Raw genomic sequence first — 18,239 nt, 5'->3', positions numbered from 1 at the left:
CACCGACGCCCGTACGCCGTCCTGGGCACGCCCCGCGGCGGCCGCCGCCGACGGCGTGGCGGGCCGGATCCTGCTCGCCGCCTTCGCCGCCGCCACCGCCGTCGACCTCGGTTCGCTGCTGGCCGGCTGGCACCTCGGGCACGTCCTCGCGAAGCCGCTGCTGATGCCGCTGCTCGTCGCGTACGTCTGCTGTCAAAGGCAGAGGGGCGCACGGAAGGCGCCCCGCCTGCTGATCGCCGCCCTGCTCTTCGGGTGGGGCGGGGACCTGGCCCTGCTCTTCGACGCAGACGCCGCCTTCCTGATCGGCATGGGCTCCTTCGCCGCCGGGCACGTCTGTTACCTCGTGCTCTTCGGCCGGGGCCGGACGCACCCCGCGCTCGGCGGCGCGTACGCCCTCGCGCTCATCGGGACCGTCGCGCTGCTCTGGGCGGACCTGCCGGCCGACCTGCGCGTCCCGGTCGCCGGGTACAGCCTGCTGCTCACCGCCATGGCCTACCGCTCCAGCGCCCTCGGCCTGCGCGCCGGCCTCGGCGGGGCGCTGTTCCTGCTCTCCGACACGCTGATCGCCACCGGGGTCGCGGACTGGCCCCAGCTGCCCCGCCCCGACTTCTGGATCATGGCCACCTACGTCGCCGCCCAGTACCTCCTGGCCACCGGAGCGCTCGCCCCGCGGCAGGCGTACGGTAGGGAAGTCCTACAAGACTGAACCAACTGATCCGGAGGGCTGCATCACCATGCGCGCCACCGTCATCCACGCCCCGCACGACATCCGCGTGGAGGAGGTGCCCGACGCTGCGATCCAGCGCCCCGAGGACGCCGTCGTCCGCGTGCTGCGTGCCTGCATCTGCGGAAGCGACCTGTGGGCCTACCGCGGCGAGGCCGCGCGCCAGCCCGGCCAGCGCATCGGCCACGAGTTCCTCGGCGTCGTCGAGGAGACCGGCTCGGCCGTGTCCGGCCTGAAGGCCGGCGACCTCGTCGTCGCCCCCTTCATGTGGTCCGACGGCACCTGCGACTACTGCTCCGAGGGCCTGTACACCTCCTGCGTGCACGGCGGCTTCTGGGGCTCGGTCGGCTTCGACGGCGGCCAGGGCGAGGCCGTCCGCGTCCCGCACGCCGACGGCACCCTCGTGAAGCTGCCCGCCGAGGCCGTCTCCGACGACCAGCTGCTGACCGGCCTGCTGGCCCTCTCCGACGTCATGGGCACCGGGCACCACGCGGCGCTCGGCGCGGGCGTCCGCAAGGGTTCCACCGTGGCCGTCGTCGGCGACGGCGCGGTCGGCCTGTGCGGCGTGCTCGCCGCCAAGCGCCTGGGCGCCGAGCGGATCATCGCCCTGGGCCGCCACACCGCCCGTACGGACATCGCCAAGCTCTTCGGGGCCACCGACGTCGTCGCCGAGCGCGGGGAGGCCGCCGAGGCCGCCGTCCGCGAGCTCACCGGCGGCCACGGCGCGCACGCGGTCATCGAGGCCGTCGGCACCGAGCAGTCGATGCGCACCGCCGTGAACATCACCCGCGACGGCGGGGCGATCGGCTACGTCGGCGTCCCGCACGGCAGCGGCACCGGCCTGGACCTCGGCGTGATGTTCGACCGCAACATCGCCCTGCGCGGCGGCGTCGCGCCGGTGCGCGCGTACATCCCGGAGCTGCTGGAGGACGTGCTCAGCGGCGCGATCGACCCGGCGCCCGTCTTCGACCGGGCCGTGTCGCTGGACGAGGTCCCGGACGGCTACCGCGCCATGGACGACCGCAGCGCGCTGAAGGTGCTCATCAAGCCCTGACGGGCTGAACGACGGCGGGAGGGGCCGGCCCGGGGGATTCCCCGGGCCGGCCCCTCCCGTCTCAGGCGTGCGATCCGCTACTTGACGGCCTTCAGCGCGTCCACCACGCCGTAGCCGTAGTAACCGGTCTGGCCCCACTTGCTGTTGCAGGTGGTGGCGTCGACCAGCGCGCCCGTGTCGTCGTAGAGCTTCTCCGGGCAGGCCGTCTTCGTGGCCTGGGCCTTCAGCATGGCCTGGAGCTGCGAGGGCGTGGCCTTCGGGTGCGCGCTCTTGAGCAGCGCCGCCACGCCCGCCACGTGCGGTCCGGCCATCGAGGTGCCCTGCTTGTAGCCGTAGCCGCCGCCCGGCAGCGTCGACAGCACGCGCCCGTTGGCGTCCGGGGTCGCCGGGACCTGCCACTTGTCGCCGCCGGGGGCGGCGACGTCGACCACGCCCAGGCCGAAGCTGGAGTAGTACGACCGGATGCCCTGGTCGCCGGTCGCGCTCACCGTGACCACGCCCGGGAGCTGGGTGGGGATGTCCAGGCAGACGTGCGGGTCGATCGTGCGCGGGACCGGGGTGCCGTCGTCCGGGCTCGTGTCGTCGACGATGGCGTTCGACGCCAGGTCGTGGTTCGAGTTGCCCGCCGAGGCCACGCTGAGCACGCCCTTGCGCTCGGCGTACTTGGTCGCCCGGCCGAGGGCCTCCACCAGCGCCTTCTGGTCGTCGTCCGCCTTGCAGTTGTAGAGCCAGGGGTCGACGTAGTAGCTGTTGTTGGTCACCTCGATCCCCTTCTCGGCGGCGAACATGAAGCCGCAGACGACCGCCTCGGTGAAGAACAGGCTGGTGCCCGGCTCGCTCACCTTGATCGCGGCGACCTTCACGCCCGGCGCGACGCCGGCGACGCCGATGCCGTTGCGCGCGGCGGCTATGGTCCCGGCCACGTGCGTGCCGTGGTCGCTGCCGTCGGGGTAGGGGCGCCACGCGCCGTCGGTGGTGTCCGCGACGCCGCCGACGCAGTTGGCCGACTGGCCCTTGGAGAAGTTCGGGGCGAGGTCCGGGTGGGTGTCGTCGACACCCGTGTCGATGACGCCCACGGTGACGTTCCGGCTGCCATCGTTGATCTTGTGTGCCTGATCGGCCTTGATCGCCCGCAGGTCCCACTGGTTGGGCTCCAGCGGCTCCTGACCGTCCGTGGCCGTCGCCGCCGCCTTGGCGGCGTCCGCCGCGCTGAGCTTCTGCGTCGTGCCCTCCTCGGTGGTCGCCACCGTCTGGAGGGGGGCCGTCCGGGTGGCGCCGACCGACACGAACAGGCTGCGCTGCGCGCGCAGCTGCTTGGCGAAGTCCGGATTCTGGGAGTGTGCGACGACGACCCCGATCTGCTCATAGGACGTCACCACCGTTCCACCGGCCCGCTCGACGGCCTTCTTCGCGGCCTTCACCGAGGCGTACGTGGTCAGGTTCGCGACGTAGGAGAGCTTGGGGCCGGTGGTGTCGGGCTTCGCCGCAGCCGCCGTACCCGCCGTGTTGCCCAGCGGGGCGGCGGAGGCCGCGACCGAGGGCAGGAAAGCGAGCGAGGCGGTGAGCGCCAGGCCGACCGGAACGGCGAGACGGCCGCGCCATTCAGGGGATCGTGACCCCAGCTGAGCCATGGGTTCTCCACATCATCCGTGAAAGAAGCCGTCCGCGCGGGTTCGCGCCGGACGGCGGGTTCATGACAGCCGAACCTAGTGCTGGTCTTCGACTCTCCGCCATCAGTTCGACGAAATCGGCTTTCGAAGAATCATCAGAAGAACCAACGGGTGTTGAACCGTCCCGACGCGCCGTACGTGCCGTTGACAAGGGGGGATCAGCGCCACCGTCCCCCCACACGGAGGTTGTTTTGTCCGTCGTCCCCACCGCACCCGCGTCACAAGGAGAGCCCCCCGTGACCACCGAAGCAGCGCCGCCGCACGGCAGCGCGGGAACGCCCACGGCGAGCCCCACGGCAGAACAGTTCGCAGCCGTCCAGCAGAGCGCCGAGTTCGCCGAACTGCGCAGTTCCTACCGCTCCTTCGCCTTTCCGCTCACCGTGGCCTTCATCGCCTGGTACCTGCTCTACGTCCTCCTGTCCAACTACGCCGGCGGCTTCATGGGGACCAAGCTCTTCGGCAACATCAACGTCGCCCTCGTGTTCGGCCTCGCCCAGTTCGCGACGACGTTCCTCATCGCCTGGCTGTACTCCCGGCACGCCGCCACGAAGCTGGACCCGAAGGCGGCGGCGATCAAGGCGCGGATGGAGGCGGGCGAATGAGCGGCATCCTCCCCACCCGGCTCGCGGCCGACGTGGCCGCGGGAGCCACCGATCACCAGCCGCTGATCATCAGCCTGTTCGGGCTGTTCGTCGTCGCCACCCTCGTCATCACGATCTGGGCCGGCCGCCAGACCAAGGACGCCGCCGACTTCTACGCGGGCGGCCGCCAGTTCACCGGCTTCCAGAACGGCCTGGCCATCTCCGGCGACTACATGTCCGCCGCGTCCTTCCTCGGCATCGCCGGCGTCATCGCCCTCAAGGGCTACGACGGCTTCCTGTACTCCATCGGCTTCCTGGTCGCCTGGCTGGTGGCCCTGCTGCTGGTCGCCGAGCCGCTGCGCAACTCGGGCCGCTACACCATGGGCGACGTCCTCGCCTACCGGATGCGCCAGCGGCCCGTCCGCACCGCCGCGGGCACCTCCACCATCGTGGTCTCGATCTTCTACCTGCTGGCCCAGATGGCCGGCGCCGGCGTACTGGTCTCCCTGCTCCTCGGGATCACCAGTGACGGCGGCCAGATCGCCATCGTCGCGCTGGTCGGCGTGCTGATGATCCTCTACGTCACCATCGGCGGCATGAAGGGCACCACCTGGGTCCAGATGGTCAAGGCCGTGCTCCTCATCGCGGGCGCCCTGCTGATCACCTTCCTGGTGATGTGGAAGTTCAACTTCAACGTCTCCGACCTGCTGGGCAAAGCGGCCGAGAACAGCGGCAAGGGCGCGTCCTTCCTGGAGCCCGGACTCAAGTACGGCATCACCGGGACCTCGAAGCTGGACTTCATCTCCCTGGGCCTCGCGCTGGTCCTCGGCACCGCCGGCCTGCCGCACATCCTGATCCGCTTCTACACGGTGCCCACCGCCAAGGCCGCCCGTAAGTCCGTGAACTGGGCCATCGGCATCATCGGCGTCTTCTACCTGATGACGATCGCCCTCGGCTTCGGCGCCGCCGCGCTGCTCAGCCCCAAGGAAATCACCGACTCCAACCCGTCCGGCAACACCGCCGCCCCGCTCCTCGCCCAGGCCGTCGGCGGCGGAGCGGACTCCACCGGCGGAGCGATCCTGCTCGCCGTGATCTCCGCGGTGGCCTTCGCGACGATCCTCGCCGTGGTGGCGGGCCTGACCCTCGCCTCCTCCTCTTCCTTCGCGCACGACATCTACGTCAACGTGATCCGCAAGGGCGAGGCCACCGAGAAGGAAGAGGTGCGGGCGGCCCGCTGGTCCACCGTGGTCATCGGCGCCGTCGCCATCGTCCTCGGGGCGCTCGCCCGGGACATCAACATCGCGGGCCTGGTCGCCCTCGCCTTCGCCGTCGCGGCCTCGGCGAACCTGCCGACGATCCTCTACAGCCTCTTCTGGAAGCGCTTCACCACCCGGGGCGCGCTCTGGTCGATCTACGGCGGCCTGATCTCGTCCGTGGTCCTGGTGCTCTTCTCGCCCGTCGTGTCCGGCAACGAGAAGACCTCGATGTTCAAGGGGGTCGACTTCCACTGGTTCCCCCTGGAGAACCCCGGGATCATCTCCATCCCGCTCGGCTTCCTGCTGGGCTGGCTGGGCACCGTCCTGTCCAAGGAGAAGGCCGACCCCCAGAAGTTCGCGGAGCTTGAGGTCCGCTCCCTTACGGGAACGGGCGCGCACTGACACCGTGCACATGTGAGATGGGCCGAGCACGCAACGTGGCCGCGTCGTACTTCCCTACGACGCGGCCACGCCGCGTCTCGTTCATTTGGGCATCCCTACGCGCCACGGCCGTCGCGTAGGCTCGGATACAGCGCCAGGCGTTTACCCGAAATGGCGCGAACGTCTCTATGGACAGGACAGGGAGGGGGCCCGAAATGCTTCTGGACACCTACGGCCGCGTGGCCACTGACCTGCGCGTCTCGCTCACCGACCGGTGCAATCTGCGCTGTACCTACTGCATGCCCGAGGAAGGCCTGCAGTGGCTCGGCAAGTCCGATCTGCTGACCGACGAGGAGATCGTCCGGCTGATCCGGATCGCCGTCACGCAGCTCGGGATCACCGAGGTCCGCTTCACCGGTGGCGAACCGTTGCTGCGCCCCGGCCTGGTCGGGATCGTCGAGCAGTGCGCGGCCCTGGAGCCGCGCCCCCAGATGTCCCTGACCACCAACGGGATCGGCCTCAAGCGCACCGCACAGGCGCTCAAGGCCGCCGGGCTGGACCGGGTAAACGTTTCGCTGGACACCCTGCGGCCCGAGGTCTTCAAGACGCTCACCCGGCGTGACCGCCACCGCGACGTCATCGACGGCATGGCCGCGGCCCGCGAGGCCGGCCTGACCCCCGTCAAGGTCAACGCCGTCCTGATGCCGGGCCTCAACGAGGACGAGGCCCCCGACCTGCTGGCCTGGGCCGTGGAGAACGAGTACGAGCTCCGCTTCATCGAGCAGATGCCGCTCGACGCCCAGCACGGCTGGAAGCGCGACGGCATGATCACCGCCGGTGACATCCTCGCCTCGCTGCGCACCCGCTTCACGCTCACCGAGGAGGGCGCCGAGGAGCGCGGCTCCGCCCCCGCCGAGCGCTGGGTGGTCGACGGCGGCCCCGCCACCGTCGGCGTCATCGCCTCGGTCACCCGCCCCTTCTGCGGGGCCTGCGACCGTACGAGGCTCACGGCCGACGGCCAGGTCCGTACGTGCCTGTTCGCCACCGAGGAGTCGGACCTGCGCGCCGCGCTGCGCTCCGGAGCCCCGGACGAGGAGATCGCCCGCCTGTGGAAGGTGGCGATGTGGGGCAAGAAGGCCGGGTCCGGACTCGACGACCCGTCCTTCCTCCAGCCCGACCGCCCGATGTCCGCGATCGGCGGCTGACCGCGGCCGTCCCGGCCGGCGGCGGCCGCTACGGGCGCTCCGAGCCCTCCGGCTGTACCCACTCGTCGAGCTTCACGACGTCCTTGAGGAACCCGCGCACCCCCAGGAACTGGGAAAGGTGCTCCCGGTGCTCCTCGCACGCCAGCCAGGTCTTGCGGCGCTCGGGCGCGTGCAGCTTCGGGTTGTTCCACGCCAGGACCCAGACGGCCGCCTCGCGACAGCCCTTGGCCGAGCAGGAGGGGGCGGGCGCATCGGCGGCACGGGGAGACGGAGTGGATTCGGGGGAGCCGGGGGAGTCAGGGGAGTTCACGCCTCAACCCTACAAACCCCTGTCACGGAAAGGCGACGCCGAGCAGCCACGGGGGGAGCTGCCCGGCGTCGGTCCGTCGCTCCGACGGGGGATGCGGAGCGCGTAGGCAGTATGTCACGCAGGACCCGGTGCAGTGCACCGGAACTTCATGATTGATCTGAGCTTTTCTTGAGGTTTCCCGTGTCCAGTGCCGGACGCACAGGTGACGGGATGAAGTGCGAGGGCAGTGAGGGGGTCGACTCGCGCCCCGCGTTGGCGATGACCACGGCCACGTACGGCAGCAGTCCGCCGGCGATGAGCGTCACGATCGCCACGTGACGTTCCACGTTCCACAGGATCACCGTCGCGAGCACCGAGAGCGTCCTGATCACCATCGAGATGACGTACCGGCGCTGCCGTCCCCGCACGTCCTCGTCGAGGCTCATGCGGGCTCCGGTGATCCGGAAGACCTGGGCCCCGTTCCGCTTCTTCCGCTCCACGCTCCACCGCCCGATTCGCCTGCCGGACGCACGCCGGTCCGGACCCTCCCACCGTACGCCGCCCGCTCCGTGGGGAGGAGAGGGGGTGTCCCCCGAATGGGGCTGTCCGAAATGCGCAGTACGCCGTACGGGTCGAAACTGGGCCCACATGCGCACAACGCGCCACGAGGAGGCTCGACATGTCATGGTTGTGGGCGATCATCGTCGGTTTCGTGCTGGGCCTCATAGCCCGGGCCGTCCTGCCGGGCAAGCAGCACCAGCCCCTCTGGCTGACCACCCTGTTCGGCATCGCCGGCGGCATCCTCGGCAACGCCGTCGCGGTGTGGATCGGCGTCGGGGAGACCAGGGGCATCGACTGGACCCGGCACCTGCTGCAACTTGCCGGAGCGGTGCTGATCGTGGCTCTCGGTGAGATGGTCTACAAGTCGCTCAAGGGCGGCAGCAAGCAGATGACCTGAGGGGCGGCATGACGAAGGGGCCGGCCGGACGTCTCGTCCGCACCGGCCCCTCCGCCGTGCCCGGGCGTCAGGCGCCGGGCGTCAGCCCGTGACCTCGACCGCCGCCAGGTTCTTCTTGCCGCGGCGCAGCACCAGCCAGCGCCCGTGCAGCAGCTCCTCCTTGGCGGGGACCGCGTCCTCGGCGGTGACCTTCGCGTTGTTCACGTAGGCGCCGCCCTCCTTGACGGTCCGCCGGCCGGCCGACTTGCTCGCCACCAGCCCGGTCTCCGCGAGCAGGTCCACCACCGGGCCGGGCTCGGTGACCCGTACGTGCGGCAGCTCGGACAGGGCCGCGGCCAGGGTGGCCTCGTCCAGGTCCGCCAGCTCGCCCTGGCCGAACAGGGCCTTCGACGCGGCGATCACGGCCGCGCACTGGCCGGCGCCGTGCACCAGGGTGGTCAGCTCCTCGGCCAGCGCCCGCTGGGCGGCGCGCGCCTGCGGCCGCTCGGCGGTCTGCGCCTCCAGCTCCTCCAGCTCCGCGCGGGACTTGAAGGACAGGATCCGCAGGTAGGTGGAGATGTCGCGGTCGTCCACGTTCAGCCAGAACTGGTAGAAGGCGTACGGGGTGGTCATCTCCGGGTCGAGCCAGACGGCCCCGCCCTCGGTCTTGCCGAACTTGGTGCCGTCCGCCTTGACCATCAGCGGGGTCGCCAGCGCGTGCACCTCGGCGTGCGGCTCCAGGCGGTGGATCAGGTCGAGACCGGCGGTCAGGTTGCCCCACTGGTCGGACCCGCCCTGCTGGAGGGTGCAGCCGTAGCGCCGGTACAGCTCCAGGAAGTCCATGCCCTGGAGCAGCTGGTAGCTGAACTCGGTGTAACTGATGCCCTGGTCGGACTCCAGCCGCTTGGCCACCGAGTCCTTCGTCAGCATCTTGTTGACGCGGAAGTGCTTGCCGATGTCCCGCAGGAACTCGATGGCGGACATGCCCGCCGTCCAGTCCAGGTTGTTCACCATGACCGCGGCGTTCTCGCCCTCGAAGGACAGGTACGGCTCGATCTGGCCGCGCAGTCGGTTCACCCAGTTCGCGATCGTCTCCGGGTCGTTCAGCGTCCGCTCCGCGGTCGGCCGCGGGTCGCCGATCTGACCGGTGGCCCCGCCGACCAGCGCCAGCGGCCGGTGCCCGGCCTGCTGGAGCCGGCGTACGGTCAGCACCTGCACGAGGTGTCCCACGTGCAGGGAGGCCGCCGTCGGGTCGAAGCCGCAATAGAAGGTGACCGGACCGTCCGCGAACGCCTTGCGCAGCGCTTCTTCGTCGGTGGACTGGGCGAAGAGCCCACGCCACTTCAGTTCGTCGACGATGTCCGTCACGGTCTCTCGACTCCTTCACATGGGGAAATGCGTCACGCCAAGGGCTCAGTCTAGGTGGTCAGACACCCTTGCTGACCGAGCTCATGTTGAAATCGGGGATCCTCAGCGCGGGCATCGCGGCCCGCGTGAACCAGTCGCTCCACTCGCGCGGCAGGGTCTTCTCGGTCCGCCCCGCCTCCGAGGCCCGCGACAGCAGGTCCACCGGCGACTCGTTGAAGCGGAAGTTGTTGACCTCGCCCACGACCTGCCCGTTCTCCACCAGGTAGACCCCGTCCCGGGTCAGGCCCGTGAGCAGCAGCGTCGCCGGATCGACCTCGCGGATGTACCAGAGGCAGGTCAGCAGCAGACCCCGCTCGGTGGCGGCCACCATCTCCTCCAGCGAGCGGTCGCCGCCGCCGTCCAGGATCAGGTTCCCGAAGCCCGGCGCGACCGGCATCCCGGTCATGGCGGCGCTGTGCCGGGTCGTGGTCAGACGGGCCAGCTCGCCCTCGCGGATCCACTCGGTGGCAGGCACCGGCAGCCCGTTGTCGAAGACCGAGGCGTCGTCGCCCGAACTGTGCGCGATCACGAACGGCGCGGACTCCAGGCCCGCAGCGCCCGGGTCGCTGCGCAGGGTCAGCGGGAGCCGGGAGAGCTTCTCGCCGAGCCGGGTGCCGCCGCCGGGCTTGGAGAAGACCGTCCGGCCCTCCACCGCGTCCCGGGCCGCCGCGGACCACATCTGGTAGATCAGGAGATCGGCCACCGCGGTCGGCGGCAGCAGGGTCTCGTACCGGCCGGCGGGCAGGTCGATCTTCCGCTCGGCCCAGCCCAGCCGTACGGCGAGCTCGGCGTCCAGCACCGTCGGGTCCACGTCCTTGAAGTCCCGGGTGGAGCGGCCGGCCCAGGCCGAGCGCTGCCGGTCGGGGGACTTGGCGTTGAGCTCCAGGGTGCCGTTCGGCTGGTCGTGGCGCAGCCGCAGGCCGGTCGAGGTGCCGACGTACGTGGAGACCAGCTCGTGGTTGGCGAAGCCGTACAGCTCCCGGCCGCCCGCCCGGGCCCGGGCGAAGGCCTCGCCGAGGGCCGGGGCGAAGTCCGCGAACACCGCCGAGGAGGTCTCGGCGGGCGCCTCGGTGAAGTCCGGCGAGGCCGGGGTACCGGTGACCAGCGGCCGGGCGTCCTCGGCGGGGCCGGCGCCGCGGGCGGCCGCCTCGGCGGCGCGGACCAGCGGTTCCAGGTCCTCGGCGGTCACGGCCGAGCGCGACACGACCCCCGAGGCCGTGCCCTCCTTGCCGTCGACGGTGGCGATGACCGTGAGGGTCCGGCCGCGGGTGACGCCGTTGGTGGTGAGCGCGTTGCCCGCCCAGCGCAGGTTGGCGGTCGACTGCTCGTCGGCGATGACGACGCAGCCGTCGGCGGTGGACAGCGCCAGCGCGCGCTCGACGATCTCGTGGGGACTCGTACGGCTCATCGGCCGGCCTCCTGCGTGGTGTTCAGACTGTGCCGACCCGGGGGACGACCCCCGGACCCCCGGCAGATTCGGTGGTGACCGTGAGCGTTCATCGGCCGGCCTCCTGCGTGGTGTTCAGGATGTTCACGTCGCGGAACAGCGCGGACGGGCAGCCGTGCGAGACGGCCGCGACCTGGCCCGGCTGGGCCTTGCCGCAGTTGAAGGCACCGCCCAGCACGTACGTCTGCGGCCCGCCGACCTTCTCCATCGAGCCCCAGAACTCGGTGGTGGTGGCCTGGTAGGCGACGTCGCGCAGCTGTCCGGCCAGCCGGCCGTTCTCGATCCGGAAGAACCGCTGTCCGGTGAACTGGAAGTTGTAGCGCTGCATGTCGATCGACCAGGAGCGGTCGCCGACGACGTAGATGCCGCGCTCCACCCCGCCGATCAGGTCCTCGGTGGACAGGCCGCCCGGATCCGGCTGGAGCGAGACGTTCGCCATCCGCTGCACGGGCACGTGCCCGGGGGAGTCGGCGAAGGCGCAGCCGTTGGAGCGGCCGAGATCGGTGAGCTTCGCGATCCGCCGGTCCAGCTGGTAGCCGACCAGCGTGCCGTCCTTGACCAGGTCCCAGCTCTGCGCCTGGACGCCCTCGTCGTCGAAGCCGACGGTGGCGAGCCCGTGCTCGGCGGTGCGGTCGCCGGTCACGTTCATGATCGGGGAGCCGTACTTGAGCTTGCCCAGCTGGTCGAAGGTGGCGAAGGAGGTCCCCGCGTACGCCGCCTCGTAGCCCAGCGCCCGGTCGAGCTCGGTGGCGTGGCCGATGGACTCGTGGATGGTCAGCCACAGGTTGGAGGGGTCCACGACCAGGTCGTAGCGCCCGGCCCCGACGCTCGGCGCCCGCATCTTCTCGGCGAGCAGCCCGGGGATCTGCTCCAGCTCGGTGTCCCAGTCCCAGCCGGTGCCGGTCAGGTACTCCCAGCCGCGGCCGGCCGGCGGGGCGATGGTGCGCATGGAGTCGAACTCGCCGGTGGTGGCGTCCACCGCCACCGCGGTGAGCTGCGGGTGGATCCGCACGCGCTGCTGCGTGGTCATGGTGCCGGCGGTGTCGGCGTAGAACTTGTTCTCGTGGACGGCGAGCAGCGAGGCGTCGACGTGCGCGACCCCGTCGGCGGCCAGCAGCCGCGAGCTCCAGTCGGCGAGCAGGGCGGCCTTCTCCGCGTCCGGCACCTCGAACGGGTTCACGTCGTACGCCGAGATCCACGTCCTGTCGGCGTGCACCGGCTCGTCGGCGAGCTCCACCCGCTCGTTCGATCCCGCCGCCTTGATGACCTGCGCGGACAGCTTCGCCATCGCCACGGCCTGCGAGGCCACCTTGGCGGCGCCGTCCATGGTCAGGTCCACACCGGAGGCGAATCCCCAGCTGCCCCCGTGCACCACGCGGACCGCGTACCCGAGGTCGGTGGTGTCGGAACTGCCGGACGGCTTGGCGTCCCGCAGGCGCCAGGCGGCGCTGCGGATCCGTTCGAGCCGGAAGTCGGCGTGGTCGCAGCCCAGCGCGCGGGCCCGGGCGAGCGCCGCGTCGGCGAGCGCCCGCAAGGGCAGCGCGGTGAAGGCCGCGTCGATGGAATGGGGCACGGAAGTCCTCCCGGGGTCGGGGCCGGTCGCCCCGATCATGTCGCGCCCGGGGCTCTTGTGCCTACATCTTTCTGTAGGGACTCGACAGACCGCGTACCGAGGCCCTGTGGGAGATCGATTCTGCGTGCGGCGGGCCCGGCCTATAGGTTTCTGGTATTCAGACCGCTAGTCGAAAGGGTGATCCGTTGAGCCGCTCGGTTCTCGTCACCGGAGGAAACCGGGGCATCGGCCTCGCCATCGCCCGAGCCTTCGCGCAGGCCGGCGACAAGGTCGCGATCACGTACCGGTCGGGTGAGCCGCCGCAGGAGCTCACCGCGCTCGGCGTCCTGGCGGTCCGCTGCGACATCACCGACTCCGAGCAGGTGGAGCAGGCCTACAAGGAGATCGAGGACGCGCACGGCGCGGTCGAGGTGCTGGTGGCCAACGCCGGCATCACCAAGGACACGCTGCTCATGCGCATGTCCGAGGAGGACTTCGCCTCCGTCGTCGACACCAACCTCACCGGCACCTTCCGGGTGGTCAAGCGCGCGAACCGTGGCATGCTCCGTGCCAAGAAGGGCCGCGTCGTCCTGATCTCCTCGGTCGTCGGGCTGCTGGGCTCGGCCGGCCAGGCCAACTACGCCGCCTCCAAGGCCGCGCTGGTCGGCTTCGCCCGCTCGCTCGCCCGTGAGCTCGGCTCGCGCAACATCACCTTCAACGTCGTGGCCCCCGGCTTCGTGGACACCGACATGACGAAGGTGCTCACCGACGAGCAGCGCGCCGGCATCGTCGGCCAGGTGCCGCTCGGCCGTTACGCGCAGCCCGAGGAGATCGCGGCGGCCGTGAGCTTCCTGGCGTCCGACGACGCCGCGTACATCACAGGAGCCGTCATTCCCGTTGACGGCGGATTGGGCATGGGTCACTGATCACCATGAGCGGAATTCTCGACGGCAAGCGCATCCTCATCACGGGTGTGCTGATGGAGTCGTCCATCGCCTTCCACGCCGCCCGGCTGGCCCAGGAGCAGGGCGCCGAGGTCATCCTCACCGCGTGGCCGCGCCCGACGCTGACCGAGCGCATCGCCAAGAAGCTGCCGAAGCCGGTCAAGGTGATCGAGCTCGACGTCACCAACGACGAGCACCTGGCCCGCCTGGAGGGCCTCGTCCGCGAGGAGCTCGGCGGCCTCGACGGTGTCCTGCACTCCATCGGCTTCGCCCCGCAGGACGCCCTCGGCGGCAACTTCCTGAACACCCCGTTCGAGTCGGTCGCGACCGCCATGCACGTCTCGGCGTTCTCGCTGAAGTCGCTGACCATGGCCTGCAAGCCGCTGTTCCCGGCGGAGGGCGCGGCCGTCGTCGGCCTCACCTTCGACGCGCAGTTCGCCTGGCCGCAGTACGACTGGATGGGCCCGGCCAAGGCCGCCCTGGAGGCCACCAGCCGCTACCTCGCCCGTGACCTGGGCAAGGAGAACATCCGCTGCAACCTGGTCTCGGCCGGCCCGCTCGGCTCGATGGCCGCGAAGTCCATCCCGGGCTTCTCGGACCTCGCGGACGTGTGGAACTCCCGCTCGATGCTGGAGTGGGACATGAGCGACCCGGAGCCGACGGGCAAGGCCATCGTCGCCCTGCTGTCGGACTGGTTCCCGAAGACCACCGGCGAGATCGTCCACGTGGACGGCGGCCTGCACGCGATGGGTGCCTGAGCGGCACCGGTACGTCCGTACGGCGGCGGCCGCGTCTTCCTTCCGGGGGGCGCGGCCGTCGCCGTTCGCGCCGGTGGGGGCGGGGATCCCGGCCGGGTCCTCGATCAGATGTCCGCCCTCCGGTCGGATCTTCCCGAGTCGAAAACCTGGACACATGCCTGCAAACTGACCGAGTCGGGATCTTCCCGGCTCGTGCGGGGAGGAGGTACGCGAGTGCGCGCGAGGCGGAGCCGAGCGGTATCGCTGCTGGTCACCTCGATGGTCCTGACGGGATTCCTGATCTCGGGGGCCGACGCGCGGCAAGAGGGGGACGAAGCGTTGCCCGGTCCGGGTCCGGGGGCGGTTGCCGTCGCGGAGCCCGCCGCCGTGGACCTCGACGAGATCCCCGCAGAGCCGCCCGTACGGCCCCGGCCGCCCGCACCCCGGGAGCTCTTCGGCGCCGACTGCGAGACCGTGATCGAGGGCTCGCAGGCCACGGCCACGTGCCAGAACGGCTATCCGGAGACCGATCTCCTGCGCCTGCACGTGGAGTGCGACCGCTGGTGGGACGTGGACGCGGACAGCGCCGCCGTCTCCCTGGCGCCGGCCGGCCGGACCGAGCTCACCGGCCGCTGCTGGAAGGAGGTCCGTTCGGCCTGGGTCACCCACCAGCGGCCGTGAGCGCGCCGGCGCCGACCGTACGCGGGCCGCTCCCCGGTGCGGCCGCTCCCCGGCGCGGGCCGCTTCCAGGCGCGGGCCGCTTCCCGGTCGGGCTACTTCCCGCCCAGGCAGACGTAGGGGTAGCCCGCCGCCTCCGAGGCCGCCGTGTCCCCGTCCCCGCGCCGGATCGCCTCGATCAGCCGGGCGTGGTCCAGGTGCGCCGCCGGATCCAGCTCCGTGCCCACGTCCGTGCGCAGCCAGTTGGCGACCAGGTCGCCGAGGTCCGCGTAGAGCTCGATGAGCACCTCGTTGTGCGAGGCCGCCACCACCGCCATGTGCAGCGCGACGTCCGCCGCGATGAACCGCTCCGGGTCCCCGCTCGCCCAGGCCGCCTCGCGCCGTGCCAGCAGCGCGTCCAGCTGCCCGAGGTCCCGCTCGGTGCGCCGTTCCGCCGCCAGCCGGGCCGCGGCGGACTCCAGCGTCGAGCGGAGCTCCGCGATGTGCCGCGGGTCGGCGCCCGCGAAGCGGCGGTGCATCACCCCCGCCAGCTCGCTGGTGGCGATCACGTAGGTCCCCGAGCCCTGCCGGATGTCCAGCAGCCCGTTGTGCGCCAGCGCCCGTACGGCCTCCCTGACGGTGTTGCGGGCGACGCCCAGCAGCTCCACCAGCTCCGGCTCGGTGGGGATGCGGGCACCTACGGGCCATTCGCCGGACGTGATCTGGTTCCGAAGCTGGGCGATCACCTGATCGACCAGCGCGGATCGCCGGGGCGAGGTCAGCGGCATACGGGCGGGTTCCTCTCCGAAAGTGGACAACCAATCATCCCATGATTCTATGATGGCGTAATGCCCGACGAAGAAATACAGACCCTGAACCGGCCCGGGGCCGCGCGCACCGTACCCGCGCCGACCCGTTCCGCCGCTCCCGAGAGCGCGCGGACGCCGTCACAGCCGAAGCCGGAGCCGGAGCCCGCGTGGCTCGGTCCGGTCCTCATCGTCGGCATCGTGCTGGCCGCCCTCAACCTGCGGCCCGCCATCACCAGCCTCGGAGCGCTCTTCGAGGAGGTCCGCACGGGCCTCGGCATGAGCGGCACCGTGGCCGGACTCATCACCTCCGTCCCCGCCCTCTGCTTCGCCGTCTTCGGGGTCACCGCGCCTCGGCTCTCCCGCCGCTTCGGCCCCGCCGCCGTCGTCTGCGCCGGCATGGCCGCCGTCGCCGCGGGCCTGCTGATCCGGCCCTTTGCGGGGGGCGCCGCCGGCTTCCTCGCGGCCAGCGCCCTGTCCCTGGCCGGCATCGCCCTGACCAACGTGCTGCTCCCGGTCATCGTCAAGCGCTGGTTCCCGGACCGCGTGGGCACCATGACCGGCCTGTACTCCATGGCCCTGGCACTCGGCACCTCGCTGGCCGCCGCCGTGACCGTCCCGATGACCTCCGCCCTCGGCGGCAGCTGGCGTACGGGCCTGCTGGTCTGGGCCGTGCTCGCGCTGGTCGCCGTACTGCCCTGGCTGCCGGTCGCGGCCGCCGCCCGGCGGGAGAAGCGGGCCGCCGCCTCCGGGCCGGGCACGGGCGTACGGGATGATGCGGGCCCGAAGATCGTCCGCAGCCGTACCGCCTGGGCCCTGGGCTGCTACTTCGGCCTCCAGGCCACCGGCGCGTACATCACCATGGGCTGGCTGCCGCAGATCTTCCGCGACGCCGGGGTCTCCGCCTCCACCGCCGGCGTCCTGCTCGCCGTCACCATGGTCATGGGCGTCCCGCTCGCCTTCGTCATCCCCAACCTGGCCGGCCGGATGCGGAACCAGGGGGCCATCGCCGTCACCCTCGGCCTCTTCGGTCTCGTCGGATACGCGGGCCTCTACTTCGCGCCCGCCGCCGGAGCCTGGGCCTGGGCCCTCCTGCTCGGCGTCTCCAACTGCGCCTTCCCCCTCGTCATCACGATGATCGGGCTGCGAGCCAAGTCCCCGGCCGGGGTGGTCAAGCTCTCCGCCTTCGCCCAGAGCGTCGGCTACCTCATCTCCATCCCCGGACCGCTCCTCGTCGGCGCGCTCTACCAGCACAGCGGCGGCTGGGACGTGCCGCTCACCGTCATGGCGGCCCTGCTGGTCCCGCAGATCGCGCTGGGCATCCTGGCCGGCCGGGACCGCACGATCGAGGACGAATGCGGCATGGGAGACTGAGCGGCATGTCGCCCGTACTCGAACCGAACCCGCAGAACAGCCACAAGAAGCTCGGCCTGGTGCTGGGCGCGATGCTGGTCGTGACCGTGATCATCTCCGTCATCGCCTCCGTCGTCTCCCCCTGACGGGCCGTAGGGGTAGGGGTAACCCCCCCAACCCCTAGGGGGCCAGGGTCAGGGTCGACTGGGGTGTGTCCCGGATGGGCGCCGTGCCCTCGAATCCATAGATTCGAAGACAGCGAGCCAGTCCCACCCCGCGTACCCACGGAGGCGGCCATGTCGGCCACCACGCACACTCCCGGCCCCCGAGTCCACGGCGCGAGCACCCGCCTGCACTGGTGGGCGCTGGCCCTCCCGGCGCTCGCCTTCGGCTTCCTGCTGCTGCTCCTCGCCGGCTCCGGCCAGGCGCATGCCGCCACCGGCGAAGCCTCCGCGATCCTCCAGGTCACCGAGCAGATCCTGCGCGTCGTCGGCTGACCGGGCCGCGCTTGCGGACCGCTCTCCCGGACCCCGCGACCGAGCCCCGCGTCCGCCTCCCGCCGAGCCCCCAACACCCTGCGCCCCATGGCCCGATTCATGCGAAGCTGGGAGCCATGAGCGCCGACACACCCCGCAGGATCGTCCTCCTCCGGCACGCCAAGGCCGACTGGCCCCAGGTGGCCGACCACGACCGCCCGCTGGCGGAACGGGGCCGCAAGGAGGCACCGGCCGCCGGGCTGAAGCTGGCCGAGACCGGCATCGCCTTCGACCTGGCCCTCTGCTCCACCGCCGCCCGCACCCGCGAGACCTGGAAGCTGGCCGTCCAGGAGATGCCGCACCGGCCGCGCACCTCGTACGACGAACGGCTGTACGACGCCTCTCTGGGCGAGCTCATCGCCCTGCTGAACGAGACGTCCGACGAGGTCGAGGACCTCCTCGTCATCGGCCACAATCCGGGCATGCACGCCCTCGCCGACGCCCTCTCCGGGGGTGCGGAGGGCGATGCCCCGGCCCGGATGAGCCGCACCGGCTTCCCGACCGCCGCCTTCGCGGTCGTCTCCTTCACCGGCTCCTGGAAGACCGTGGAGCACGGGGTGGGCACGCTGCTGGACTTCTGGACGCCCGAGGACCACTGACGTGCGCCCACACGTGAACGCGTACGTGGAGGCGCACGAGTAAGGCGTACGAAGCGGGAACGCGGACGGGCCCCGGCGCGGTCGATCCGCCGGGGCCCGTCCGC

General features: G+C 71.3%; 20 protein-coding genes. 13 read left to right on the top strand and 7 right to left on the bottom strand.

All coding sequences use genetic code 11. The features are described from left to right. The first annotated feature begins 55 nt into the window (after positions 1–55). On the top strand, positions 56–706 hold the full coding sequence (locus AB0M92_RS14255) for a lysoplasmalogenase (protein ID WP_366102582.1): 651 nt from the start codon (positions 56–58) through the stop codon (positions 704–706). Positions 707–734: 28 nt separating this feature from the next. Next, a complete protein-coding gene (locus AB0M92_RS14250; protein ID WP_366102417.1) occupies positions 735–1,778 on the top strand; it encodes a zinc-dependent alcohol dehydrogenase family protein in 1,044 nt (347 codons plus the stop codon). 77 nt (positions 1,779–1,855) lie between these two features. Here the strand turns inward: AB0M92_RS14250 and AB0M92_RS14245 are convergent, their stop codons facing one another. After that, positions 1,856–3,409 (bottom strand): S8 family serine peptidase, encoded by a 1,554-nt coding sequence (locus tag AB0M92_RS14245; RefSeq protein WP_366102416.1) that lies wholly within the window; start codon positions 3,407–3,409, stop codon positions 1,856–1,858. A gap of 275 nt (positions 3,410–3,684) precedes the next feature. Between AB0M92_RS14245 and AB0M92_RS14240 the strand changes: the two genes are divergently transcribed. The 3 genes from AB0M92_RS14240 (at position 3,685) to moaA (ending at position 6,871) form a co-directional block, all read left to right on the top strand. Then, positions 3,685–4,050: a DUF485 domain-containing protein gene (locus tag AB0M92_RS14240; RefSeq protein ID WP_366102415.1), complete on the top strand. Its 366-nt coding sequence runs from the start codon at positions 3,685–3,687 to the stop codon at positions 4,048–4,050. Then, entirely contained in the window at positions 4,047–5,687 is a 1,641-nt protein-coding gene (locus AB0M92_RS14235) for a cation acetate symporter (RefSeq protein WP_366102414.1), read from the top strand. Before AB0M92_RS14240 ends, AB0M92_RS14235 begins: the two co-directional genes overlap by 4 nt. 194 nt (positions 5,688–5,881) lie before the next feature. Then, positions 5,882–6,871, top strand: coding sequence for a GTP 3',8-cyclase MoaA (gene moaA / locus AB0M92_RS14230; RefSeq protein ID WP_366102413.1), 990 nt, complete (start codon positions 5,882–5,884; stop codon positions 6,869–6,871). A gap of 28 nt (positions 6,872–6,899) precedes the next feature. Here the strand turns inward: moaA and AB0M92_RS14225 are convergent, their stop codons facing one another. Continuing rightward, on the bottom strand, positions 6,900–7,181 hold the full coding sequence (locus AB0M92_RS14225) for a hypothetical protein (protein WP_366102412.1): 282 nt from the start codon (positions 7,179–7,181) through the stop codon (positions 6,900–6,902). Positions 7,182–7,327: 146 nt separating this feature from the next. Then, positions 7,328–7,660 carry a DUF3099 domain-containing protein gene (locus tag AB0M92_RS14220; protein WP_366102411.1) on the bottom strand — a complete coding sequence of 111 codons (333 nt, stop codon included), beginning with the start codon at positions 7,658–7,660 and terminating at the stop codon, positions 7,328–7,330. Between the two features lie 179 nt (positions 7,661–7,839). Between AB0M92_RS14220 and AB0M92_RS14215 the strand changes: the two genes are divergently transcribed. Continuing rightward, complete coding sequence (locus AB0M92_RS14215; protein WP_366102410.1) at positions 7,840–8,118, top strand: GlsB/YeaQ/YmgE family stress response membrane protein; 279 nt, start codon at positions 7,840–7,842, stop codon at positions 8,116–8,118. An 81-nt stretch (positions 8,119–8,199) separates the two neighbouring features. Here the strand turns inward: AB0M92_RS14215 and tyrS are convergent, their stop codons facing one another. The 3 genes from tyrS to AB0M92_RS14200 form a co-directional block, all read right to left on the bottom strand. Continuing rightward, the gene (tyrS, locus tag AB0M92_RS14210; RefSeq protein WP_366102409.1) at positions 8,200–9,465 is read right to left on the bottom strand and encodes a tyrosine--tRNA ligase; all 1,266 of its coding nucleotides are present in this window, start codon (positions 9,463–9,465) and stop codon (positions 8,200–8,202) included. Positions 9,466–9,523: 58 nt separating this feature from the next. Beyond that, on the bottom strand, positions 9,524–10,912 hold the full coding sequence (locus tag AB0M92_RS14205) for a metallopeptidase TldD-related protein (protein ID WP_366102408.1): 1,389 nt from the start codon (positions 10,910–10,912) through the stop codon (positions 9,524–9,526). Between the two features lie 88 nt (positions 10,913–11,000). Continuing rightward, positions 11,001–12,524, bottom strand: coding sequence for a TldD/PmbA family protein (locus AB0M92_RS14200; protein ID WP_366102407.1), 1,524 nt, complete (start codon positions 12,522–12,524; stop codon positions 11,001–11,003). 185 nt (positions 12,525–12,709) lie between these two features. Between AB0M92_RS14200 and fabG the strand changes: the two genes are divergently transcribed. From fabG to AB0M92_RS14185, 3 genes are all read left to right on the top strand, one after another. Beyond that, complete coding sequence (gene fabG, locus AB0M92_RS14195) at positions 12,710–13,429, top strand: 3-oxoacyl-[acyl-carrier-protein] reductase (protein ID WP_030300576.1); 720 nt, start codon at positions 12,710–12,712, stop codon at positions 13,427–13,429. A gap of 5 nt (positions 13,430–13,434) precedes the next feature. After that, positions 13,435–14,205, top strand: coding sequence for an enoyl-ACP reductase FabI (gene fabI / locus AB0M92_RS14190; protein WP_134074882.1), 771 nt, complete (start codon positions 13,435–13,437; stop codon positions 14,203–14,205). Between the two features lie 213 nt (positions 14,206–14,418). Beyond that, positions 14,419–14,865: a hypothetical protein gene (locus AB0M92_RS14185; RefSeq protein WP_366102406.1), complete on the top strand. Its 447-nt coding sequence runs from the start codon at positions 14,419–14,421 to the stop codon at positions 14,863–14,865. A gap of 92 nt (positions 14,866–14,957) precedes the next feature. Here AB0M92_RS14185 and AB0M92_RS14180 read toward each other — a convergent pair whose 3' ends face one another. After that, complete coding sequence (locus tag AB0M92_RS14180) at positions 14,958–15,629, bottom strand: FadR/GntR family transcriptional regulator (protein ID WP_366102581.1); 672 nt, start codon at positions 15,627–15,629, stop codon at positions 14,958–14,960. A 60-nt stretch (positions 15,630–15,689) separates the two neighbouring features. Here AB0M92_RS14180 and AB0M92_RS14175 point away from each other — a divergent pair, with 60 nt between their 5' ends. From AB0M92_RS14175 to AB0M92_RS14160, 4 genes are all read left to right on the top strand, one after another. After that, positions 15,690–17,021: an MFS transporter gene (locus AB0M92_RS14175; RefSeq protein ID WP_366102405.1), complete on the top strand. Its 1,332-nt coding sequence runs from the start codon at positions 15,690–15,692 to the stop codon at positions 17,019–17,021. Positions 17,022–17,026: 5 nt separating this feature from the next. Next, entirely contained in the window at positions 17,027–17,146 is a 120-nt protein-coding gene (locus AB0M92_RS14170; protein WP_267880934.1) for an SGM_5486 family transporter-associated protein, read from the top strand. Positions 17,147–17,296: 150 nt separating this feature from the next. Then, complete coding sequence (locus AB0M92_RS14165; RefSeq protein WP_366102404.1) at positions 17,297–17,497, top strand: hypothetical protein; 201 nt, start codon at positions 17,297–17,299, stop codon at positions 17,495–17,497. 116 nt (positions 17,498–17,613) lie between these two features. Beyond that, positions 17,614–18,135, top strand: a complete 522-nt coding sequence (locus AB0M92_RS14160) for a histidine phosphatase family protein (protein ID WP_366102403.1) — start codon at positions 17,614–17,616, stop codon at positions 18,133–18,135. The last annotated feature ends 104 nt before the right edge of the window (positions 18,136–18,239 follow it).

The organism is Streptomyces sp. NPDC051582 (genome assembly GCF_040681715.1).
Lineage (GTDB): Bacteria > Actinomycetota > Actinomycetes > Streptomycetales > Streptomycetaceae > Streptomyces.
The sequence above is the reverse complement of the archived record's forward strand: the minus strand, read 5'-3'. Positions and strand labels throughout refer to the sequence as shown.

Coding starts and splice junctions, on each gene's coding strand:
- AB0M92_RS14250 (WP_366102417.1), top strand. CDS start 735: ATGCGCGCCACCGTCATCCACGCCCCGCACGACATCCGCGTGGAGGAG.
- AB0M92_RS14245 (WP_366102416.1), bottom strand. CDS start 3,409: ATGGCTCAGCTGGGGTCACGATCCCCTGAATGGCGCGGCCGTCTCGCC.
- AB0M92_RS14235 (WP_366102414.1), top strand. CDS start 4,047: ATGAGCGGCATCCTCCCCACCCGGCTCGCGGCCGACGTGGCCGCGGGA.
- moaA (WP_366102413.1), top strand. CDS start 5,882: ATGCTTCTGGACACCTACGGCCGCGTGGCCACTGACCTGCGCGTCTCG.
- AB0M92_RS14215 (WP_366102410.1), top strand. CDS start 7,840: ATGTCATGGTTGTGGGCGATCATCGTCGGTTTCGTGCTGGGCCTCATA.
- AB0M92_RS14205 (WP_366102408.1), bottom strand. CDS start 10,912: ATGAGCCGTACGAGTCCCCACGAGATCGTCGAGCGCGCGCTGGCGCTG.
- fabI (WP_134074882.1), top strand. CDS start 13,435: ATGAGCGGAATTCTCGACGGCAAGCGCATCCTCATCACGGGTGTGCTG.
- AB0M92_RS14180 (WP_366102581.1), bottom strand. CDS start 15,629: ATGCCGCTGACCTCGCCCCGGCGATCCGCGCTGGTCGATCAGGTGATC.
- AB0M92_RS14175 (WP_366102405.1), top strand. CDS start 15,690: ATGCCCGACGAAGAAATACAGACCCTGAACCGGCCCGGGGCCGCGCGC.
- AB0M92_RS14170 (WP_267880934.1), top strand. CDS start 17,027: ATGTCGCCCGTACTCGAACCGAACCCGCAGAACAGCCACAAGAAGCTC.
- AB0M92_RS14165 (WP_366102404.1), top strand. CDS start 17,297: ATGTCGGCCACCACGCACACTCCCGGCCCCCGAGTCCACGGCGCGAGC.
- AB0M92_RS14160 (WP_366102403.1), top strand. CDS start 17,614: ATGAGCGCCGACACACCCCGCAGGATCGTCCTCCTCCGGCACGCCAAG.